This is a genomic window from Wolbachia endosymbiont of Bemisia tabaci, assembly GCF_003999585.1.
Taxonomy (GTDB): Bacteria; Pseudomonadota; Alphaproteobacteria; order Rickettsiales; family Anaplasmataceae; genus Wolbachia.
In genome coordinates this window covers 836,669-858,877 of sequence record NZ_CP016430.1, presented here as the reverse complement: position 1 = coordinate 858,877, position 22,209 = coordinate 836,669, and the positions used below count along the sequence as shown (strand labels likewise).

General features: G+C 32.9%; 17 protein-coding genes, 1 tRNA gene and 1 pseudogene. 15 read left to right on the top strand and 4 right to left on the bottom strand.

From position 1 onward, the window contains the following. Positions 1–4 precede the first annotated feature (4 nt). A tRNA-Val gene (locus BBB02_RS04160) sits at positions 5–77 on the bottom strand. Positions 78–573: 496 nt separating this feature from the next. Between BBB02_RS04160 and BBB02_RS04155 the strand changes: the two genes are divergently transcribed. Next, positions 574–1,845 carry a surface protein-related protein gene (locus tag BBB02_RS04155; RefSeq protein WP_245970070.1) on the top strand — a complete coding sequence of 424 codons (1,272 nt, stop codon included), beginning with the start codon at positions 574–576 and terminating at the stop codon, positions 1,843–1,845. Between the two features lie 272 nt (positions 1,846–2,117). Next, positions 2,118–3,212: an AAA family ATPase gene (locus tag BBB02_RS04150; RefSeq protein ID WP_127464072.1), complete on the top strand. Its 1,095-nt coding sequence runs from the start codon at positions 2,118–2,120 to the stop codon at positions 3,210–3,212. Positions 3,213–3,630: 418 nt separating this feature from the next. Here the strand turns inward: BBB02_RS04150 and BBB02_RS06850 are convergent. Continuing rightward, a pseudogene (locus tag BBB02_RS06850) lies at positions 3,631–4,715 on the bottom strand (alpha/beta hydrolase). A gap of 69 nt (positions 4,716–4,784) precedes the next feature. On the opposite strand from BBB02_RS06850, the gene terL reads away from it, so the two are divergent. Next, positions 4,785–6,185, top strand: coding sequence for a phage terminase large subunit (terL, locus tag BBB02_RS04135; protein ID WP_127464070.1), 1,401 nt, complete (start codon positions 4,785–4,787; stop codon positions 6,183–6,185). A 130-nt stretch (positions 6,186–6,315) separates the two neighbouring features. Continuing rightward, on the top strand, positions 6,316–6,837 hold the full coding sequence (locus BBB02_RS04130) for a pyrimidine dimer DNA glycosylase/endonuclease V (protein ID WP_127464069.1): 522 nt from the start codon (positions 6,316–6,318) through the stop codon (positions 6,835–6,837). 207 nt (positions 6,838–7,044) lie between these two features. Here the strand turns inward: BBB02_RS04130 and trmB are convergent, their stop codons facing one another. Then, entirely contained in the window at positions 7,045–7,689 is a 645-nt protein-coding gene (trmB, locus tag BBB02_RS04125; protein WP_127464068.1) for a tRNA (guanosine(46)-N7)-methyltransferase TrmB, read from the bottom strand. Positions 7,690–7,792: 103 nt separating this feature from the next. Here trmB and BBB02_RS04120 point away from each other — a divergent pair, with 103 nt between their 5' ends. Genes BBB02_RS04120 through BBB02_RS04110 form a run of 3 tightly spaced genes read left to right on the top strand, consistent with a single transcriptional unit; the run spans position 7,793 to position 10,104 of the window. After that, entirely contained in the window at positions 7,793–9,445 is a 1,653-nt protein-coding gene (locus BBB02_RS04120; RefSeq protein ID WP_127464067.1) for a 30S ribosomal protein S1, read from the top strand. 19 nt (positions 9,446–9,464) lie between these two features. Beyond that, positions 9,465–9,743 (top strand): HU family DNA-binding protein, encoded by a 279-nt coding sequence (locus BBB02_RS04115; RefSeq protein ID WP_006014469.1) that lies wholly within the window; start codon positions 9,465–9,467, stop codon positions 9,741–9,743. Positions 9,744–9,786: 43 nt separating this feature from the next. Continuing rightward, entirely contained in the window at positions 9,787–10,104 is a 318-nt protein-coding gene (locus BBB02_RS04110; protein ID WP_010404232.1) for a cell division protein ZapA, read from the top strand. Here BBB02_RS04110 and BBB02_RS04105 read toward each other — a convergent pair. Then, entirely contained in the window at positions 10,082–10,348 is a 267-nt protein-coding gene (locus BBB02_RS04105; protein WP_010404229.1) for a succinate dehydrogenase assembly factor 2, read from the bottom strand. The two genes, BBB02_RS04110 and BBB02_RS04105, sit on opposite strands and share 23 nt — an antisense overlap. A gap of 99 nt (positions 10,349–10,447) precedes the next feature. Here BBB02_RS04105 and rseP point away from each other — a divergent pair, with 99 nt between their 5' ends. The 8 genes from rseP to ffh all read left to right on the top strand — a co-directional run bounded on the left by rseP (position 10,448) and on the right by ffh (position 22,009). Next, entirely contained in the window at positions 10,448–11,563 is a 1,116-nt protein-coding gene (rseP, locus tag BBB02_RS04100) for an RIP metalloprotease RseP (protein ID WP_127464066.1), read from the top strand. Between the two features lie 7 nt (positions 11,564–11,570). After that, positions 11,571–13,907 (top strand): outer membrane protein assembly factor BamA, encoded by a 2,337-nt coding sequence (bamA, locus tag BBB02_RS04095; protein WP_127464065.1) that lies wholly within the window; start codon positions 11,571–11,573, stop codon positions 13,905–13,907. Next, on the top strand, positions 13,908–14,468 hold the full coding sequence (locus BBB02_RS04090) for an OmpH family outer membrane protein (protein WP_063631010.1): 561 nt from the start codon (positions 13,908–13,910) through the stop codon (positions 14,466–14,468). It abuts the gene before it with no gap. Positions 14,469–14,472: 4 nt separating this feature from the next. Then, on the top strand, positions 14,473–14,904 hold the full coding sequence (gene fabZ / locus BBB02_RS04085) for a 3-hydroxyacyl-ACP dehydratase FabZ (protein WP_127464064.1): 432 nt from the start codon (positions 14,473–14,475) through the stop codon (positions 14,902–14,904). A gap of 45 nt (positions 14,905–14,949) precedes the next feature. After that, positions 14,950–18,021 carry a WPE palindromic element domain-containing protein gene (locus BBB02_RS04080; RefSeq protein ID WP_127464063.1) on the top strand — a complete coding sequence of 1,024 codons (3,072 nt, stop codon included), beginning with the start codon at positions 14,950–14,952 and terminating at the stop codon, positions 18,019–18,021. Positions 18,022–18,106: 85 nt separating this feature from the next. Continuing rightward, positions 18,107–18,508: a hypothetical protein gene (locus tag BBB02_RS04075; protein WP_127464062.1), complete on the top strand. Its 402-nt coding sequence runs from the start codon at positions 18,107–18,109 to the stop codon at positions 18,506–18,508. 613 nt (positions 18,509–19,121) lie between these two features. Next, positions 19,122–20,681 carry a proton-conducting transporter transmembrane domain-containing protein gene (locus BBB02_RS04070; protein ID WP_127464061.1) on the top strand — a complete coding sequence of 520 codons (1,560 nt, stop codon included), beginning with the start codon at positions 19,122–19,124 and terminating at the stop codon, positions 20,679–20,681. Then, on the top strand, positions 20,666–22,009 hold the full coding sequence (gene ffh / locus BBB02_RS04065) for a signal recognition particle protein (RefSeq protein ID WP_127464060.1): 1,344 nt from the start codon (positions 20,666–20,668) through the stop codon (positions 22,007–22,009). The genes BBB02_RS04070 and ffh overlap by 16 nt, the downstream gene beginning before the upstream one ends. Positions 22,010–22,209: the final 200 nt, after the last annotated feature.

Here is a 22,209-nt window from a genome sequence, read left to right as displayed (position 1 = left end):
AACGTGGGTAACACTGGGCTCGAACCAGCGACCCCTTGCACGTCAAGCAAGTGCTCTACCAACTGAGCTAATTACCCATCGTAGCTTTAGTATAGTGCTTCAGTGAAATGAAAGTCAATTTGCTTTTAGACTTCTTGCTGAATGAAACTCCTTGACAAACCTTCCCACTTTCCTTATCATACCAATAAGAGTATTTATCCTTGTTTTTGGGTTCAACAACAAAAATTCAGTAAAAAACTCAGATATTTATTGGCAAATTACATAAAAATTATAGCGGCTTTTTTTATTTTTTCTACATTCAGCTAAATCGCGCTTGTTAGCACATTATTACAACGCCAATTTACATTGTTATAGGGTCAAAACTCGCTACATAGGGATTTTTTTGCCTTTTTTAAAATTGATAAATTTCTTAATATTTATAATTCCGTTACTTGTTAGCAGCCACCTAAGGTTAGCTATAGAATTTTAGCCACATTCTAAATGTTACATATTAAGTTAACTATCTATACTTTTTTATTAAGATACAAATTATACTAATATGAGAATTTACGTTTTTTTCAGATGAGTCACTTTATGCTTGATATTGTAAAGACTAATAAACTAGGGGTTAAAGTAATGACAATCAATCGACAAGTAAATAAAAATATATCTAAAGATGAATATTTTAACAACAAGCATATCATAGAAGTTAAAGATTTAAATATTAAAGTAGAAGTTTATTCTCATAATTTAAGAGCAAGTAAAGTTGCTCACATTGAAAGTGAGATAAGAGAAACAGCTACTAATTTTAAAGATGCATTTAAGCTGGAGCCTGGTAGCTCAGAACAAACATTCAAAATTTATGTGTTTGATGATAAGGCTGATTACACTCACCTTGGTGGAAGCAAGCGTTTTGGTTCTTACCTTGGAGATGAAGGTGGTAAATGTTACTACAAAGGAGAAGCTGATATTTTTGCTGAGATGTATGTCTATCAGCAAGGTGGCGTTCATAACCTTCAGCATGAATTTGCACATGGTTTAACTTACTTGGCTACAGGAGGAAAATCTCTACCTACAGTATTAATGGAGGGAATTGCAGATTACTTTGAACATCATTCAGATCACAAGTTCAATGCTCAAGGGTCAAGCATTGATAAAACTGAAGCCACAAATTTGGATCTAGGTGGAATTTTAAATTTACAATACTCAGCCAATGGTGAAGAAAACAGTTTAGTGTATAAAACTGGTCATGCGTTGATAATGTACTTACAGGAAAAAGATCCTAGTTTATTAAGAGACTACCTAGATGCTTTATGTAAAGGTGATGCAAATAAATCAGGAAATTTTCTAGACCAAATAAAAGGTCATAATGATTCCTTCAAAGGCTGGCTGGCTTCTAATAATACGGAAACTGCTATGGAAGAAATTAATGCCCTACAAGTTACAAAAGGAGATTTTATAGCAACCGGTCAAGAAATAGTGAGTGGAGAAATTAAAGATGTATCCTATTATAAAGCAAATATAGAAAAAATAGATGGAGAAAACGTTGGAAGTTTCTCTGCTGTAGAGCATGTGTCATTTTACGATTATGCTCGTGCTTTTAATAGGGCAACAAATGATAACCTCGATATATCAAAGGAATATCATTTTTTAAAGGTAGTAAAAACTACTGATGGGCAGGTTAAGCTGACTTACTCTGATCAACAAGGTAATGAATATCAAAATAGTCAAGAGTATAAAATGCAAGCTTTGAGGATATTATCAAAACATGGTGAAGATCTTAGAAAATCTTACTATGATGGGAAAGAAGACTTAGATAAGCAGAAGGATATAAAATATAATGATGTGTTGAAAAACCGAGGGTAAGTTTCAATATTGTGATTACCATAGAAAAGCAGATTACGATGTTTATGATTCTTATAAAATTAATAAAGAGTACGAAACAACAGATGAATTTCTCTTCAATGATGACATAGTCCTTTATACTATTCCAGAGCTATCTTAACCACACACAAAGTATATTATAATTGCTTTTTAAAAGTGAATTTAGTAGAATTCAAAGAAGTGTAAGAGTATACTTTTTAGTATTTAATCCAAATAAAATTGTTCTCAATTTAAAATCGATATAAGACAGTCAGATGAAAAAAATTGAAATTTCAGAATTACTCAAAAGAATTGCTATCTGTTTACTATGCATAGCAATTATGGTCTCTATTGCTCTTTTGTTTGCCTATATGCATGCAATGTTGCTCAGTAAAGGATATGAGCTGGCTGCACATTATATTAGCGAAGCTATGCCTGCTGTGTTGCTCACTGTTTTCTTTTTTATCGCTTGGTTTATATATGATCAAGTATTTAGTAAAATGAAGGAAGTAGAGCTGCCTATAGAAATAGAATTAGCTAATTCAGATAATAAAACAACATTTGCTAATGTTATAATTGACGATTCCTTAAAACAACGATTGCAGATTATTTGCTGTAACCAAATGACAGAAGAAATGCGTGAGATGTTTGGAAGTGAAAGTATTAACTTACTAAAAGGTTATATACTGCACGGCCCTCCTGGAAATGGTAAAACACTTATCGCCCGCGCAATTGCAGGTGAATCAAATATGAATTTTATAAGTATCTCAGGTCCAGAACTTATTGGAGTATATATTGGTCATGGTGCACATGCTGTACGCGAGCTTTTTAAAGTAGCGAGAAAACATTCTCCTTGTATAGTATTCATAGATGAAATAGATGCAGTTGCGCAAAAAAGAAGTACCGCTAATAACTCAGCTTACCACTGTCGAGAGAGCTTAACACAGTTACTAACTGAAATAGATGGATTTAAGAGCAGAAAAGATATAATAGTAATTGGTGCAACTAACCTGGTCAATGAGATAGATCCAGCACTTATTAGGCCTGGACGCTTAGGTCAAAGGGTTCATATACCTAATCCAAATGTGGAAACGAGACAAAAGATATTGGAGCTTTATACCAAAAATACAAAAACTGATGGAAGGCTAAATATTCAAGATATTGCAGAAAAAACAGAAGGCTATTCTGGAGCTGAGTTAGAACAATTAGTCAATGAAGCAAAAATACACTCTGCTCTTGAAAGAAAGTCCAAAGTAGTGAATAAGGAAGATTTCAACCACGCGTTTGACAAGCTAAATCCAGGACAAGGAAGAGGGAGAATAACATTAGCTTCATGTCAGACACAGACAGAAGCCTCTTTTATACAATAAAAACTGGAAGTGTAGCAAGATGTGCCAAATTTCGTTATTGAAAATAAAATTTAAAACTTGGATTTGCTATCATTTTGCCACTCGTTAGTACCGCAGTGGTATGAAATACTTATAATAGAACGCAAGCTGCAAAAACTTACTTGGCAAATTTATTTGTATCTGTTCAGCAGAGCAGCAAAATGAGGTGGATGAGAAAAGACACCTAAATGGGTGTCACAAAAGTAGCTGACACTGGCATCTAGTCCTTTCCATCAAAAATGCTGTAAAGTGTTCACCAATTTAGTTGGATCCCAGTGTAAGCTACTCGGATGATAAGAAAAGAAACACTGGTTTCAATATTTGCATACATCTGAACAGATACAGATGGCTAAAATATTGAAGAAAGCATACGCGTCAAGTTAAGAGCAACTAGCCTTCTTTAACTTGTTAACAAAGGTCTTTTTTCCCTAGATTCTATTATCACATGCTGAAATGACATCTCTTGCTTCTTCATGTGATTATGCAAAAAGCCCTTTGAATTTTTACAGCTTGAAAAATCTTTATAAAATTTACTTTCTTTAAATGCTTTAATCTTCTCTTCATTATTTAATGAGCCATATTTAGAAAAATATTCATCTGTAATGTGAATATATAAACTAATCAACTCAGGAAAAGTGTAATCAGTTTTGTTGGAAGACTTTAAACACGTAATTGGCAATTTATGTATATCTTTATCAGCTTTTTTAGAATCAATACATTTATCATTCTTTCTTAATGTTGTATGCTGCTTAAAAAAGCCTTCATATTCCTCAAAATCTTCAAATATTTCTTTTTTTTGATAATCTTTCCTTCTACCGCTTTGATCTATTTTTTCTATTTCTGTTGCAAGTTGCGCTGGCTGTTTTATCGTTTTATCTCCCTCTCGATTAAAGTACATTGTATAAGGAGTAATTGAATTTACGATTTTATATGTCTTCCAGTGGCAGCCAAAAATCTTTAGTACCAATTTGATTATCGGAGCAAGAAAAATTTTTAATTTTGCTATGAGAATCCAAAATAATAAAGAGAAGCTTGTTTAAGTGAACTTGCAGCATTGCTAACGATGCATCTTAAATGTATATCCTTACACTTAAAATTTTTATGAACCTCTGCAGCCACATGTCCACCTAGGCAGTCTCCAAACAATATAATATCATCTGGTTTTATACCTTTTTCCAACAAGTTAGTTACAACTGCTATACCAGATTTAACTCTATTGCTACGTATCAATGAACTGTTTTTACTTAAACCAAGTCCAGGATAATTAAAAAGATGTACAGTTATCCCTTACTCTGTGGCCCAATTCCAATTTTGGGAATAATCTTTACTAGGACTTAATGCTCTATTTCCGCCAATGAAGTATATCAGATGTTTTTCACCTTGATTACTATTTTGATTTTTACCAAGAAGCGTAATTGTCTCTATTTTCATCCCGTTTTGAGTTTTTATAAATTCTCTCTCAGTTTGCTCTCTTATTTCTTTCACATTTTAACTTTCACTATGCTGGTTTAATTATACAACAAAATCTTAAAAAAATCAACAAACCTTAATTTTATGAACAATATAAACCTTCTCAAATTCATTGAATTATGCTTTCAAACGGTAGTGCCGGGGTGTGAGTATAATGATTATCAATATATAAAAGTCATAGCAGATAGGCTTGAAGCAGCAAGCGCAGGTGAAGAAGTGAAGCGAATAATATTCAACATGCCGCCACGTTCAATGAAGTCCATTTGTGTAAGTGTTGCATGGCCGGCATGGATACTTGGGAATCAGCCAACTGCAAGAATAATAGTTGCAAGTTACTCTCGGCTGCTTAGCGAAAAGCACTCACTCGATACCAGGTGCATAATGCAATCTGATTGGTATAGAAAGCTATTTCCGAAAGTAGAATTATCCAAAGATCAAAACACTAAATATAAATTTCAAACAGTGCAAAGAGGATGTCGAATTGCAACATCAGTTGGGGGAACATTAACCGGTGAAGGTGGAGATTTCATTATCGTGGATGATCCACTAAGTCCCGCACAAGCTTTGAGCGAAACATTTAGAAAGCGTGCTGCAAACTGGTTTGATCAGGCTTTAGTAACCAGGCTCAACGACAGAAAAAAAGGAGTTATCGTTCTTGTGATGCACAGACTCCATTTAGAAGATTTAACTGCTCACCTCCTCTGTAAACCAAGAAACATATGGCACCATGTCTGTTTACCAATAATAGCTGAAGATAAGGAGATTATTTATTCAGTTAATAATCATATTCCAGAGCATGAACAGGAAATATACTCAAGAAAAGAAGGTCAATTGTTGTATTCCCTAACTGAAGGAAAAGAAGAAATTGAGATGATAAAAGCTGAACTTGGGAGTTATGGTTTTGCTGCTCAATACCAACAAAATCCTCTGCCACTTTCAAGTGGTATAATTAAACGAGAGTGGTTGAAGCGCTATAAAAATTTTCCTGATAGCCTCTTGCATGTAACACAAAGTTGGGATACTGCAATTTCAACAAACAATACAAGTGACTTTAGTGTCTGCACTACCTGGACAAAAGTAGATAATACATTCTATTTACTCGATGTATATCGCGCAAAACTTGAATATCCAAAACTTAAAGAGAAAGTTCTGTCGCTGGCTGCAAGGTGGAAGCCACACGCAATTTTAATCGAAGCAAAAGCAAGCGGTCAGCAATTGGTTCAGGAGCTCAGGAAAAACAGTGATTTACCTATTATTCAAATAGTACCACATGATGACAAATTAACTCGATTTCACCGAATTGTCCCAATTATAGAATCTGAGCGGGTTTTTCTCCCTAACCAAGCAGTATGGCTTAGCGACTTTGAGTATGAGATTTTAATGTTTCCAGAAATCCGTCACGACGATCAAGTAGACAGTACCGTGCAATATCTTCAGTGGGTGAGAAATAATATTGCTAGAGTGGTAGCTATACGTTCATTGTAGCTTGAAAAGGTTCCTCGGAATTGTGTATAATTTTTTTAACTGAGCTTATTTAACTTATCCATTTTCTGAATGATATTTTAGGGTTTATTGAAATAAATACTACGCAAAAATTCTATCTCTGGGTGCTTAGATGAATATCTTTATATTAGACGAAAATCCTGTAACTGCAGCACAAATGTTATGCGATAAGCACATAGTAAAAATGCCGCTAGAAACTGCTCAATTGCTTAGCAGTGTTTTTTCAATAGCATTAAAAGAGCCAAATCCTTTAGTCAGCATTACAAATCAGAATATAGAAGTTCCATATAAACTTACTCACAAAAACCATCCTTGTTCTTTATGGGCTAGACAATCAAAAGGAAACTTTAATTGGTTAATAAAACATGGAAAAGAATTGTGTATAGAATATAGCTTGCGATACAAAAGAACGCATAAATCCGAAGAAGTCATAGATTGGTGCGATAATAACAAGGATTTGCTAATATTTCGATCAGCTGATATACAAGCTTTTACACAAGCGTTACCTGATCGATATAAATGTAGTAACCCAATAGAAGCCTATAGAGAATATTACTTAAAAGAAAAGATGAGATTTGCTAAGTGGGAAAAAGGTAGAGAAGCACCAGATTGGTTGCTAGACAAAATGCTATAGGTTATAAAATTATCCAAACCGATCATAAAAAAGGTAAATTGAAGTTACAAAAGCAATGCTGGCTGATAATGTTGATGTTTATCAAGTTTATTGATCTTTCTATTTGTGAGATTAAAGAATTCAGTAAACTGTTATTCCCAGTATATGGTAGGCTACTTGCACTATAGAGTGTCATGTACACATCTGTACTAACAAGCAGAGGTAAATCTAAGTCAGTTTAGATATAACATTTACTTTAAAAAACTTTATTTTACGCTGATATTCTAGCGCTTTTCTGTGGTATTTTGTTGGGGTATAATTTGCAAAACTATCTTCCTTATAGGTTAAAAAATTACACTGCTTTATATGTAACTCTATCCACTCTGCATAATCCTGATGATCAGTTGCAATAAATATTTCACCTGTGACAAGTATTTTTTTTGCTAATAAATTTAAAAATTCCGTATTAATTAACCGTCTTTTGTTGTGACTTCTTTTTGGCCATGGATCTGGAAAGAGAATAAAGAATTTTTCAACACTGTGGTCAGGAAAATTGACAATTAATTCTCTTGCATCTTCTGTCCATATTAAAATATTTTTTATGCTGTGTGCTTCTATGCTTTTTAGCAAGGAAGAGACCCCCTTTAAATAAGGCTCACATCCTATAAATAATAGATCAGATTCATTGAATGTCTGATGGAGCATATTTTCACCATTACCGAAACCTATTTCTACCCGTATTCTTTTTTGTAAGTCTACGATCTTTTTTATAGATTCCTTGCTGTTTTTAATAGAATACTTCTCCAGAGCATTCAACTTCAACCTAGATCTTCTGGAAAATGACCTAATCCAATTATTATTCCTAGATAACATATCTTACATAACTTAATCTTTTATAGCTTAAACAATTCTCGAAATGAATTAATGAGAATTTACTTGTCACTAATTATTAATATTATATAATATATGAGTTCTAATGAAGTTAAAATTAAAAGGTATGAAAAATACAGTTGCTATCAAGAGGCTATTATCAAATAGGTTCATAGAAGAGATATTTCAAGATCAATTTGATAATCAAGACAATGACTTTTGTGAAGATTCTTTTGCTAACAAAATCAAAGAAGGAGATGTGGTAGAAGGTATAATCACAAGAAGAAATTCTAATGATATTGTGGTTGATGTTGGTTTAAAGTCAGACGGAAGAATTCTGATTAAGGAGCTCAGTTGTAATGATGATATCACTGTTGGCTCGAAAATTAGAGTTTATGTTGAAAGAATTGAAGATTACCATGGTAATGTTGTTCTTAGTCGTGAGAAAGCAATCAGAGACGAAAAATGGAATAAATTGGAAGAAAGCGCAATTACAAAAGATGAAGTAACAGGAATCATTAAACGCTCAATTAAATGCGGTTTTATTGTTGATCTTGGTGATGGAATAAGTGCGTTTTTACCGCTGAGTCATGTGGATTTGAAGCAAATAAAAGATGCTAATCACCTTATTGAAACTGAACAAAAATTCATCGTGCTTAAAATGGATAAGAAGCAGGGGAATATTGTAGTATCAAGAAAGCTGGTATTAGAGAAATTGCATGCTGGTGAAAAAATTAAGTTTTTAGAATCTTTAAATGAAGGTGATGTAGTAGAAGGCAAAATAAAAAGCATCACTCACTACGGTGCATTTGTTGGCATTCATGAATCAGATACAGTGGGAGTTATAGATGGACTGCTACATATTACAGATATCTCTTGGAGTAATGTAAGTCATCCATCTGCAATTTTTTCTTGTGGTCAGCATATAAAAACTAAAATTATAAAAATAGATAGAGAAAATGGAAAAATCTCCCTTGGTGTAAAACAATTAGGAGATAATCCTTGGCAAGATCTAGAGTCAAAATGTCCAATTAACAGCTTACACAAAGGATGTGTAACGGGTATAAAAGATTGTGGATTCATTGTTGAGATTAAACCTGGGATTGCGGGTTTGGTACACTCATCAGAAATCACTTGGAGCAAGAATAATTTACCAATCAGTAGTTTTGTAACAATAGGACAAGAAGTGGATGTAAAAATTCTCGGTATTGACATTATTAAAAATAAGATGAGTTTAAGCACAAAAAGGTGCGTAGAGAATCCTTGGCAAGTATTTATTGATAAATATCCTCTTGGTTCTATTGTTTCTGGTAAAGTTAAAAGCAACAATGGTTCACAAATATCTGTGACTTTTGATAATTCTGAGATATCTGAGGACGTAGAAGGAACAATTTATATGCAAAATCTAAGTTGGTCGCAAAACAATTCAGATGAGATAAAAAAGTATAATGTAGGTGATGAAATAGAAGCAAAAGTGATAAGGGCTAACGTAGATCGGACAAGAATTTATCTTGGAGTAAAGCAAATAGAGTATGATCCTCTTGAAGAACTGATAGAGAAAGTTAAAGTAGGGGATAAAATTCAGGTTACTGTAAGTAAGAGAGAGGAAAATGGTCTAATCGTTGAGGTTGAGAACAATGTAACCCTTTTAGTAGATCAAGAGCATTTACCAGAAAATAAAAAGTTTTCTATATCAGAAAAAATACAAGTTGAAGTAGTAGGTGTTGAAAAATATAATATAATATTATCTGCCAAATAACTTCTTGTGCTTCATATAAATGGCAACGAAATCTGATATAACAGCAAGAGTGGCAAAAAAACACCTTTTGTTAGATAAGGTCATTATAGCAGCCATAGTTGATATTTTTTTTCAAGTGTTTTCAAACACGTTGAAATATCATAATAGAGTTGAAATCAGGGGGTTTGGTTCTTTTTCAATTAGAAGCTATAACTTGAAAGAAGCAAGTAATTTGACGTCACAGAAGGTTGCAAAACATCAATACTTTAAAACTTATTTTCGTAGCAGTAAAAAGTTATCCCTCTTGATAAATGAATGAAAATCTATATTGTAAATTTGAAAGTTGTACAATATAGCATCATATGCAAGTAGTAGAAATAGTTATACATAATAACACATATAAAATATCTTGCGAAAGTAAAAAGAAGGACCATTTATTACAACTTGCTAATAGCTTCAACAAGCTAGTTAGCTCCATATCTCAAAGAACTGGAGGTAAGGGCTCAGATGCATTAAATTTCTTACTTGCAGCATTGACTCTCGAAGACAAAATTTTAGAATTAACAAAGCGATTAGACGAAATAAATCAAGAATGCAAAAAGTATAGGGAGGAAAAAAGAGTAGAATATGCTGAAGTATTAGATAGGGTAAACAAGATTATTGGGTGCATAAGTGATTAAAGCAAGCAATCAAATCGACTACCTCACTACTCAAATCAGGGGGGAGAAGTTTCTTACGAGTTATGTAACAATATAATTCGCAATCATCAAGATCAACTATTTTTTCGTATTCAATTAGTTCACTTAAGGAAAATTTATCAAGATATTTCAATGCAAAATGCCCTAAAAGTATATCAGTTTCTTTACAACCCCTATGCCAACTCCTATACATCAGTTTTCTTCTTAATAAGGAGATATCTATCATTGTCATTAAACTTTTTTTTAATTTAAAGACTAAACTAAATACTTGTCAAGCAAGGCGCATTTTAATATACTCAACGTTTGATTAAGATTTAAAACATAGGTGGAATTAATTTCTCATCAACTTAGTGCTGGAATATATTATTTTTTATCGTTTTCTTTAATAATTTCTATCATAGTATTCGTGCATGAATGTGGGCATTATATTGTTGCTAAAGCATGCAAGGTTAAAGTTGAATCTTTTTCTATAGGCTTTGGTCCTGAAATTTTTGGTTTTAACGACAAGTCTGGAACTAGATGGAAATTAAGTGCCTTTCCATTGGGTGGTTACGTTAAAATGTTAGGGGATACTAATGCAGCAAGCGTTCCTGTTGATCAACAAAAATTAACTGAAGAAGAAAAATTATACTCATTCCATACAAAACCTCGGTATCAAAAAGCAGCAATAGTTTTTGCAGGGCCTTTTGCAAACATGATATTTACCGTTATAGCCTTCACAATATTTTTCAGCGTGGCAGGTTATTATCGTACTCCACCAGTAATTGGTAATGTAATTGAAGAAAGTGCAGCAAAGCAAGCTGGCCTATTACCAGGTGACACTATTACACAGATCAATGAGTACAAAATAAAATACTTTGAAGATATTTCACGCGTGATAATGTCCAACCCTGAAACAAGAATAGAAATTAAGTATAGCAGAAATAACGAAGAATACAGAACTATTCTAACTCCGTTTACAGTTGAGGATAGAGATGTCTTTGGTAACATAATAGAAAGAAAAACTATAGGAATTACCTCAATTAATATGATAGGGTTAAAAGAGTCATCTTTTCTTGGAGCTGCTAGCCTATCAGTGAATGAAACCTACCACACTATGTGTTTAACAATCAAAGCACTCTTTCAAATTGTTGTTGGTAAAAGGAGTATAAATGAAATAGGTGGGCCAATAAAAATTGCAAAATATTCAGGGCAATCAGCTAAAAAGGGACTTATTATGGTTCTATATTTTATGGCAATTATTTCAGCGAATTTAGCTGCAATTAACTTGCTACCAATACCACTACTAGATGGTGGCCATTTATTTCATTATATTATAGAAGCAGTTATACGTAGAGATTTGAGTTTGAAATATCAAAAATATGCAGCCACTTTTGGTGCTACCATACTGTTTTTGTTGATGGCAGTTGCAATCACAAATGATATTAGGCATCTTTTTTAAGATACATATGAAAAAGTTATTTCACATACTAATAATAATATTTATTTCTTTTCCCACTCTACTTGTTGCTCTAGAAAATAAGGAAAAAGTACAGATAAAAAATATTAAGTATATTGGCAATGAGCGAGTAAGTGATCAAACAATAAGGTTTTATACAAAATTAGAACCAGGTAATCATATAAATGATGATGATGTAGATTCAGTTATAAAAGATTTATATAAAACAAAGTTATTTGCTAGTATTAACGCCTATATCGATGATGAAAAAAACTTAGTAGTAAAAATTCATGAGAATCCATTGATTAACAAAGTAATATTGAAAGGCAATAAGTTATTTAACAGTAAAGAGTTGCTAAATAACGTTATCCAGTCAAAATCACTAACTATTTTCACTGAAACAAAATTACAAAACGATTTAATAAATCTAGCTACTCTTTATAGGAACAGTGGTAAAATTGGTGTTAAAATTGCATATGAGCTAGATAAGCTTGGTAGCAATAGGATAAATCTAATTTTTAAGATAAAAGAAGGAAGAACGTCTAAAATTAAGGGTTTACGATTCATAGGTAATAAAAACTTTTCAGCAAATGAGCTAGAGCAAGTTATCAAAAGGCATAGCAATGATATATTTAGTAAGTTATTTAGAGCCATTTTTAAAAGCGGAACTCATTATTCACCTCAATATCTACTGATTAACACAGAACTGCTTGATCGCTTCTATTCATCTAAGGGATATATTCAAAATAATATCCAACCAATTGTTGAAGTTGATAATAACAACCAAATAGAGTTAACTTTTTTGATTGATGAAAAGCAGCAATACTTATTTGGAAATAATGAAGTTGATATTGAAACTGAGATTCAGGATTTAAGTTTAAGGGAAGAAATATTAGAATTTATCAAAGAGGAAAATAATCAAATATTTAATAGAGTTAAAATTAACAATACAGCAGAAAAAATAAGTAAACATTTAAACGAAAAAGGATATATATTTGCAAAAGTTAATCCAGAATATACACAACATAACAATATTGTGAATGTAACTTACAAAGTGTTACCAGGTAAAAAGATTTATATAAACCAAATTACCATTGATGGCAATGACCGCACTTTAGATAAAGTAATTAGAAGAAAACTTAGCATGGCAGAAGGCGACGCATATAACACATCTGAGATTCAAAAATCACGTAGAAAATTGATATATAGTGATTTTTTTTTTGAAACAGTAAAAATAAATAGTTATACAGTGGATGAAAATGCAGTAAATCTTGATTTAAATGTCAAAGAAAAAAGAACTGCCTCGTTATCTTTAACAGGTGGCATGTCTCTTCCTGGTGGAGTATTTGTTAAAACCGATTTCACAGATCGTAATTTATTTGGTAGTGGTAAAGAGGTATCTTTTGCTCTTGAAAAAAGTCAATATGTTCTTTCTACTAGTATAGACGCTGTTGAAAATAATTTTAACGATTCTGATACTTCACTAGGCATGAGTATTTTTTATGAAAAACAAGACAAACCAAACACTACTTTCGATACCTGCAACTGGGGAGGAATAGCAAAAGTATCATATAAAATCTCAGAAAATCTAACCAATTCCTTTCAATATTCTTATAAGTATAATCACATACACATGGACAATAAGGGTGAAAAAGATGAGGATATCTCTGAGATAATAAGAGATCAAGAAGGTGAGTATCAGGTTTCATCAGTGGGATACACGTTATCATACAATAAACTGGATAACCTCTATACTCCTAAAGAGGGATATTTATTGCGCTTAAATCAGGATATTTCAGGATTGGGAGGAAATGTAAATTTCCTAAAATCCGAGTTTTTGTCTTTTTATACACGCCCTATACTAAGCAAAATTGATGATGATATAACACTGCGCTTTAAAATGGCAGCAGGTCATATTTTCTCTTATACCGATAAAGAGCTAAACATTGGCCAGCACTTTTTTAAAGGGGGTAATGAAATTAGAGGATTTGACCTTTCCGGCATTGGACCAAGAGCAGAAGACAAAAATCAAAGCTCATTGGGAGGCAAAACTTATTTTAATTTAACACAGCAAGTAGATTTTCCACTATCTAAATTATACGACTATGCTGGTATCAAAGGCTCACTATTTGTTGACTATGCAACACTTTTTGGTTTAGATGAAAAGAAGGGATATAGTGGGAAATATTACGATAGTAAGCTTATAAGAGTATCACCAGGTTTTGGCTTTTCAATGCCTTCTCCTTTTGGTAGAATTAGATTAGATTTTGGGTTTCCTTTAGTAAAGGAAGCTTATGACATAATACCATCGACAAACGTTAAAATTTCTATTGAAGCGGGGATTTAAATGAAATATATACAGTTATTTACATCAGTTATTGCCTTAATTATTTCCTTATTTGTGGGGTATAAGTTTGTAGGGTATCAACCTCAGAGCACGCTTAATACAAAGGCTGCCATTATTGATAGTGATAAGGTTATCAATGAATCTCTGGCTCTGCAAAATATACAACAACAAATAAAGGAGCAGAATTCTAGATTACAGAAGGAATTTGAAAATGAGTTAGAAAAATTTAAGCCATCGAAAGAAGAATTTGACCTTTTGTCAGAAGAAGCAAAAAAAGAAAAGACAGAACAATTTAGTAAGCATACTGTAAGTGTTAGGGATAATTACGCTAAGAAAATATCACATTTAGAAGAAAATTATAGAGAAGCAGTAGAAAATGTCTTTAACAAGATAAAAGAAGTTGCTAAAAAAACAGCAGAAAAAAACAACATAGATTTGGTACTATTTATTTCAAAAAAGAATCAAGTTTTATACTCTATGGATGAAGTAGATTTATCGGATGTAGTATTAAAAAATGTAAACAAGGAAATACCCGAATTTGCTTTGCAAAACATTGAATAGACTTATGCAATGTAATATCAATGATATTATAAAAATACTACCACATTCTTATCCTTTTCTCTTAGTAGATAGGGTTATAGAATGCGATCCTGGTATGAGTATAAAAGCAATTAAAAACGTGACTTTCAACGAGCAATTTTTTATTGGTCATTTTCCTGGCCATCCGATAATGCCAGGAGTTTTGATAATTGAGTCTTTAGCTCAGGCATCTGCTATATGTGTTCTCGGTAAAAAAACAGTAGAAAATAAAGTTGTATACTTTATGTCCATTGAAAACGCAAAATTCAGAAAGCCAGTCACTCCAGGAGATACCTTAATTCTTCAATCTAACTTTAAAGGTTTGCGTTTAGGTGTATACAAATTTAAGTGTGTTGCATCTGTTGGAAAAGAAGAGGTTGCAGGAGCAACAATCTTAGCAAAACTGCAAGATAAATAAAATCTTCATCTATAAGAAACAGTATGTACACTGTATAGTATAAAGATGCAACTGAATTTCAAAATCTCATTTTCAAACTTATACACTCGTAGTGAATTAATAAAGTTAGATAAGGCGTTTTTGGATTACATAAAATCGTGCGATGAAAGCTTGTTTTATTCATTAGTTGAAGCAAGAGAAAAAGCAGCTTCTTCTTCGATGTCATCCCAGTGTTCATCCCAGTGCTTGACACTGGGATCCAGAAAACAAGAAGGATGGATTCCAGCTTGGATGAAAGATGGTTGTAATAGCCAGTTAATAATGGATCTCTCACATTTACTTGATGAATTTATTGCAAAATTTTTCAATATTGAAAAAGAAGTAGAAGAGTTAAAGAGAAAACACAATGACTTTGCTGTAATATACAGATGCAAAAGATTATTTGTTCAGCGTTATGCATTGAAGAAATACACTGATGTAGCAAATATTGATTATGTCACTAACAAATTAAATAGTTTCATTACTTTACCGACAACAGAAAAAAACTTTTCTGAGCAGGTAATGAGTTGGCTTGAAAATAAAGAGGATCACAAAGAAGAAATAGAACTTGCGGCTCAATATGCAGTTTGGAGAGTGAAAAATAAACAGAGTATACTATTTAGCATACATAAGAAAATTGATTACGAAAATCTCGTATCATTCTTGAAAAAAGAAGTAGACGAGGTTGAGGTTCTGTATTCAAATGAGGTGAAAAGAAGATATGGTTTTGATCTAACAAGCAAAAAGGTGAGTTTGAATAAAGCACTAGATAATGCTCACTACTGCATATTTTGTCATAAGCAAAGTAAGGACAACTGCTCAAAGGGGCTAATCAATGATGACAACACTTTCAAAAAGTCTCCACTTAGAGTTGAGCTTCACGGCTGCCCACTAGAGCAGAAAATATCAGAAATGAATCTGGTAAAAAGCGAAGGATACAGCATAGCAAGTCTTGCAATTGTGATGATAGATAACCCATTATGTGCGGCTACTGGACACAGAATATGCAATGACTGCATGAATTCGTGCATATATCAAAAACAAGAACCCGTAAATGTGCCAGCAATTGAAACAAGGATTCTAGATGATGTGCTTAGTTTACCGTATGGATTTGAAATATATTCTCTGCTTAGCCGCTGGAATCCTTTAAATTTTCAGCGTCCATTGCCAAAAGAAAATACTGGAAAAAACGTTCTAGTTGTAGGACTTGGTCCTGCGGGTTTTAATTTAGCTCATCATTTATTAAACGATGGGCATAACGTTATCGCCATTGATGGACTAAAGATTGAACCTTTGATCGATAATTTACAGCTAATTAAAGATTTTGAACACGAAAAATTGAGTGAACGCACGGCAGATGGGTTTGGTGGAGTGTCAGAATACGGCATTACTTCTAGGTGGGATAAAAATTACTTAAAGATTATTAGATTACTGCTGGAAAGACGTGAGAATTTTGCACTTTATGGAGGCATTCGTTTTGGCAGTACGATAACTGTTGATGACGCATTTAACTTGGGTTTTGATCACATTGCCTTGGCACTTGGCTCTGGTAAGCCACGAATGATCAAAATAAAAAACATACTAGCCCGTGGAGTGCGCATGGCATCTGACTTTCTTATGTCGTTACAACTGACTGGCGCTCTTAAATTTGATTCTATAGCAAATCTGCAAGTTCGTATGCCGATAGTTGTCATAGGTGCAGGACTCACTGCAATTGATACTGCTACTGAAGTTTTAGCTTACTATCCGATTCAAGTAGAAAAATTTCTTCTTCGTTATGAAATATTGGTTGATAAGTATGGAAAGAAATATGTCGAAAAAGATTGGAAAGAAGAGGAATATGAACTTGCAAATGAGCTGATATCGCATGCACAATTGATCCGAAAAGAGCAAGAATCAGCAAAAAAAGAGAATAGAGAAGCAAAAATATTGGAACTAATGCAAAGTCTAGGGGGAGTGAAAATTGTATATAGAAAAGAGCTAAAAGATTCACCAAGTTATCGATTAAATAGCGAAGAGGTGCAAAATGCACTATCAGAAGGGATTTACTTTATTGAAAACTTAGAGCCGATTGAAGTTGTAACAGATAAATATAACTACGCTGAATCAATAAAACTAATAGACACAAAATCTGATGAAATCAAGCATATAAAAGCACGTTCTATTTTTATAGCAGCAGGTACTAAGCCAAATACAGTTATTGCAACAGAAGATAAAAAGCATTTTAAATTAAGTAACGGATATTTTACTCATTTGAATTCATCGGGAAAAGAAATAGATCCTATCTTTTCTCCTAAGATGCGAGACAAAGATAGAATATTAGTATATAAGGAAGGCAATAAAACAATTAGCTTTTTTGGTGATCTTCATCCCTCGTATAGCGGCAGTGTAGTCAAAGCTATGGCAAGCGCTAAGAATGGTTACCCTATCATTTCTCAGCTTTTGAATAGAGTTAATAGCTTCATTTATATCATTCCGGCTAGAATCTCGGAGTCATATGCACAATTGTATGAATGTTGTAATATAAGAGTAACTTTCACCAAAAAAGATGTCATTCCAGTGCCCAAACACTGGAATCCAGAAAACTTAATTTTGAATGAGTACACCAGATGGTTATATAGTCAGAACTGGATTCCAGTGTCAGCTATTTGCACGACACCACCTGCTATGCGAATTACCTACAAATTGCAGCATTTGCACGCTAAAGCGTCACGCGCTGGAATAATATCAGAACACCTAACTAACAAAGAATTTTTCAAAAAAATCAAAGAGAAATTCACTGCAAAGGTTATAAAAGTTCAATATTTAACAAACAAAGTTGTGGAAATAGTGATCAAAGCACCACTTGCGGCAAAGAATTTTAAACCTGGACAATTCTTTAGGTTGCAAAATTTTGAAACCAATAGCAGAAAAGCCAATAATACAAACCTTGCTATGGAAGGTATAGCAGTAACCGGCACTGAAGTAGACAAAAAAAAAGGATTTATTTCCACTATTGTGCTTGAAAATGGCGGTTCCACTAATTTATGTAAATGTTTTAAAGAAGGTGAACAAATAATTCTTATGGGTCCAACTGGCAGTCCTACTGAGATTGGTTAAACCTATTTTGTACTAATTATACCATAATGTATATTATTTATTAATAAATCTATACTACAATAATGATTTTTATTAAGGTAGTATTATGACACATCAGTTAATATTCACACTTCCAAAAGAAAGCTACTCTATAGCTATAGGACCATGTTCTGCAAAAAGTAGAAAGTGTAAGGAGTTTATAGCAAAAAACGAAGACTTAGGTATGAAATTTCTTATTTCTACTAAAGATGATACTGGCAAAACAGGAAAAATGTCCCTTTGTAAAGATAATAACGGTCAAGATGAGTGTACAACATCCTACACAGTTCAATTTCCAGTAATTTATAATGATCTTTTTAATGATAGCTTGAGCTACGTAAGTGTTCTTTTGGATCATGATAAAGGACATTTAACTAGGATGCACAATGAATTCGATAAATATAATATTGATTACACAGTTATGGACAATGATACAACACAGAATGTGTTGTCAGAGGTTTTTATATAATCTAATTTTCATTATACAGCTACTCAGAGCTCTCTTGGTTCCATTATCTCTACTCGAATGACGTCATTACAATGCTTGATACAGGGATCTATAGATAAACAATTTAATATTCCATTACGTGTTAGCGGAACCTATCTATATCATTATCCAAAAAACATAAAAAACTAAATTAACGAAGAATTCTTTAATAGAATCAGATATTGCGAAGAGCATAAAAGTCGAATGAGTGCATTAAAAACTGGCAGCTCCATTATATTTATGCAAATACTGAAGAAAAAGCGAGTAAATAACTCTCAACTGACAGACTTAATGAAGTTCTAGATATTAAAGTGATGCCAAACTTTATTTCAAAAAGTAAATAATTTACTAACGCTCGTGCACAAATTAAAAATAAATTATGCACGAGTGTAGCACTGTGAATTATGAGTGCTATATTAAAGCTTACCTCACTATTAAAGCTATCGGTCAGATTAGATTTTAATCTAATCTGACCGGTTTCTCTATAACCTTCTAAACCCTGATATAATTATATGGTAATTAGCTTAACGGTTAATACGCAAATTGATTTTATTTGTATGTTGAGGTAGCATAAACCATACTGTTTTACATCATTGTGCAACTTTATAAATTTTTATTGCTATTTCTATTGACTACATTAATAGTGATAGTCCTAATATTACCTGAAAATTTAGGTACTACGCTGAATTGCTCTCATCCAGTTCTAAATTTTGATTTATCTTTTCGTATCATACTAATATCTTTTTTGTCAGTTGCATTTTTAGCTGTTCTACCAGCACAAAATTTGACTTTTTCAGAGATGCTATCTTTTGCTGCTTACACTATTAGTTCACTTCATGCAGTTTTGTCTGAACATATGATATTGGTTATAATATTCTTTGAGTTAATGACCATCAGTGCATTTTTTGTTATCGCGGCTAGCTGTAAAGATAGTGGATCTGCAATAAGGTACGCTTGTATACACTTTTTCGTTGGAGTTATATTGATAGCAGGATTGGCATCTCAAAGCACTAACCTGATAATTTTGGGTTTATTGATAAACTGTGCTTGTTTCCCTTTTTCATTTTGGGTTGTTGATGCGTATCCTGATGCGTCACTGCATGGCACTACATATCTCTCTTTATTTACCACTAAAGTCTCTTTTTTAGTGATGCTTTTACACACTTATACCCTATGGCAAGATTGTACTGAAATATTAGCACTTGTAGGCGCCATTACTGTAATTTACAGCATTATATTTGCTTCCCTTGAGCAAAATATTCGTAGATTTTTATGCTATAACGTTGTAGGACAAATGGGCTTGTTGATTATTGCAGGAGGTTTGCTCATCCCTTCAGAAAATGCAATACCAATTTTGATGTTACACATAATTTTCTCTCTTCTTTATCAATCACTATTATTTGTAGTCAGCAATTCGATTATTTCACAAACAAAAACAATTAGTTTTAATGGAATGGGTAAACTAATGTCAGTGGAAGGTATGTGCGCTATGATCGCAGTACTCACAATGGCTACATTTCCTGGAACTGCTGGATTCGTCAGTAAATCATACATTGCAGCTGAAATTGAAATAAATGGTGCTGCCCTAAAAGGATATAAAAATTTATACAAGATTCTGAATTTACTGCTTTATTTAAGCGTGGGACTCAAATTTCTTTACTACATATTTATTGCAAAAAGTAAGTCAAAACCTTTAGCAAAGAGGGAAGGTAAAATATCTATGCTTATTTTAGCATTTATATGTGTAATCGCTGGCAATCCTTACTTACCTATTTACAATAAATCTTCGATTTTCGATTTTGTGTACAACACAAAAAATATTTTGTCGCAATTTAATTTGTTATTATGTACCACTTTATTGTTTATTCCTTTACGCAAGTTGTTTTATCCAAGAATAAATTTTAAAATGGATGTTGATTGGATTTTCAGAGCTCTTATACCATATATTGCTTTGCTGTTCAATCAACTGATCTTTAAAGTGAGAGAAATATCTGCCAACCTACTGCAAAACTTGACTAATTCACCTGCTAGTTTATACTTTAATAATATTAATAAACTTAAAGAAGTGCTGAGTTATAACTCAGTGAGTTTTGTTTCAGCTTCTTCTCTCTTTTTAATGAGTATTCTACTAATTATATTATGTTTAAATCGTTAACTGAAAGTTTAAATTCTGTATTTCATAAACTGAGAGGAAAGTCAATTATTTCTGAAGATGATTTTAACCTTGCCATGCGAGAAATACGCATAGCCTTAATTGAAGCTGATGTTTCACTTGAAGTTGCAAAAAAATTCATCAACGACATTAAAGATAAAGTGATTGGGGAAAAAGTCATAAAAAGTGTTTCTCCGGCACAAATGATAATCAAAATTGTGCAGGATAATTTAGTTGCAGTTCTTGGATCAGAAAAAAGTGACTTAAATTTATCGGTTAAACCTCCTGCTGTGATTATGATGGTGGGTTTGCAAGGTGCGGGAAAAACAACTACTTCAGGGAAACTTGCTCTGAAGTTAAAAAAACAAAAGAAAAAAGTGTTGCTTGCTTCTTTGGACATTTATAGACCAGCTGCTCAAAAACAACTTGAAGTGCTAGGTAAACAAATAGATGTGCAAACTTTACCTTTAGTAATAGACGAGAAGCCCACTACAATTACAAAAAGGGCACTGGCAGCAGCAAAGAACGATAATTATGATGTATTAATACTAGACACCTCAGGCAGGCTTCATATTGACAATAATATGATGAATGAGTTGAAAGCCGTAAAGGAAATAGCTTCACCTGCAGAAGTTATTTTAGTAGCCGACTCAATGATAGGCCAGGATGCGGTCAACATTGCCAAATCATTCAATGAGGTAATAGGTGTAACCGGCATTATTCTCACCCGTGTTGATGGTGATGCACGTGGTGGTGCTGCTCTTTCTATGAAAATGATCACCGATTGTCCAATTAAATTTATTGCTTGTGGTGAAAAATTAAGTGACCTCGATGATTTTTATCCCGATAGAATTGCAAAAAGGATACTTAGCATGGGTGATGTTGTATCATTGGTTGAAAAAGCTGCTGAGATTGTTGGTCAGGAAGAAATTGATAAGTTACAAAAGAAAGTAAAAAAGGGTAAATTCGACCTAAACGACCTAGTGGGAATGTTAAAAACTCTGAGTAAAATGGATGGCATTAGCAACATAATGAAATTCATCCCTAGTTCATTCACAAAAAAGCTAAGTAGCAGTGTGCCAAACGACGATAAAGTGAAAAAATATATAGCCATCATAAACTCAATGACCGAAAAAGAAAGGCAAAATCCAGATATTTTAAATGGCAAAAGAAGACTTAGAATTTCTAAGGGGTCCGGAACAAGTGTAACTGACGTTAATCTTCTAATTAAGCAGTATAATCAAATGAGCTCTATGGTGAATAAATTCAGTAAAGTTGATCATAATAAACTCAAAGAATCTGATTTGATGGATATGCTGAGCAGAAAATAAATCAGCAGGTAGTAGAATGAAATAAAATCATCAGTTGTAATTGCTGTTGAGTAGTGAAGTAACAAATTCAATAAATTTCCGCAGTTGGAATTGGCATAATAATAAAAATTGATATAAGTTACTTTAGCTATATTTAATGCGTTGTTTTATAGATAACACACCATACCACCGTGGCACTACACTAGTAACAGAATGACAAT

What these genes read in the sequence shown, in the direction of transcription:
- BBB02_RS04155 (WP_245970070.1), top strand. Translation starts at nt 574, where the DNA reads ATGCTTGATATTGTAAAGACTAATAAACTAGGGGTTAAAGTAATGACA.
- BBB02_RS04150 (WP_127464072.1), top strand. Translation starts at nt 2,118, where the DNA reads ATGAAAAAAATTGAAATTTCAGAATTACTCAAAAGAATTGCTATCTGT.
- terL (WP_127464070.1), top strand. Translation starts at nt 4,785, where the DNA reads ATGAACAATATAAACCTTCTCAAATTCATTGAATTATGCTTTCAAACG.
- BBB02_RS04130 (WP_127464069.1), top strand. Translation starts at nt 6,316, where the DNA reads ATGAATATCTTTATATTAGACGAAAATCCTGTAACTGCAGCACAAATG.
- trmB (WP_127464068.1), bottom strand. Translation starts at nt 7,689, where the DNA reads ATGTTATCTAGGAATAATAATTGGATTAGGTCATTTTCCAGAAGATCT.
- BBB02_RS04120 (WP_127464067.1), top strand. Translation starts at nt 7,793, where the DNA reads ATGAAGTTAAAATTAAAAGGTATGAAAAATACAGTTGCTATCAAGAGG.
- BBB02_RS04115 (WP_006014469.1), top strand. Translation starts at nt 9,465, where the DNA reads ATGGCAACGAAATCTGATATAACAGCAAGAGTGGCAAAAAAACACCTT.
- BBB02_RS04110 (WP_010404232.1), top strand. Translation starts at nt 9,787, where the DNA reads ATGCAAGTAGTAGAAATAGTTATACATAATAACACATATAAAATATCT.
- BBB02_RS04105 (WP_010404229.1), bottom strand. Translation starts at nt 10,348, where the DNA reads ATGATAGATATCTCCTTATTAAGAAGAAAACTGATGTATAGGAGTTGG.
- bamA (WP_127464065.1), top strand. Translation starts at nt 11,571, where the DNA reads ATGAAAAAGTTATTTCACATACTAATAATAATATTTATTTCTTTTCCC.
- BBB02_RS04090 (WP_063631010.1), top strand. Translation starts at nt 13,908, where the DNA reads ATGAAATATATACAGTTATTTACATCAGTTATTGCCTTAATTATTTCC.
- fabZ (WP_127464064.1), top strand. Translation starts at nt 14,473, where the DNA reads ATGCAATGTAATATCAATGATATTATAAAAATACTACCACATTCTTAT.
- BBB02_RS04080 (WP_127464063.1), top strand. Translation starts at nt 14,950, where the DNA reads ATGCAACTGAATTTCAAAATCTCATTTTCAAACTTATACACTCGTAGT.
- BBB02_RS04075 (WP_127464062.1), top strand. Translation starts at nt 18,107, where the DNA reads ATGACACATCAGTTAATATTCACACTTCCAAAAGAAAGCTACTCTATA.
- ffh (WP_127464060.1), top strand. Translation starts at nt 20,666, where the DNA reads ATGTTTAAATCGTTAACTGAAAGTTTAAATTCTGTATTTCATAAACTG.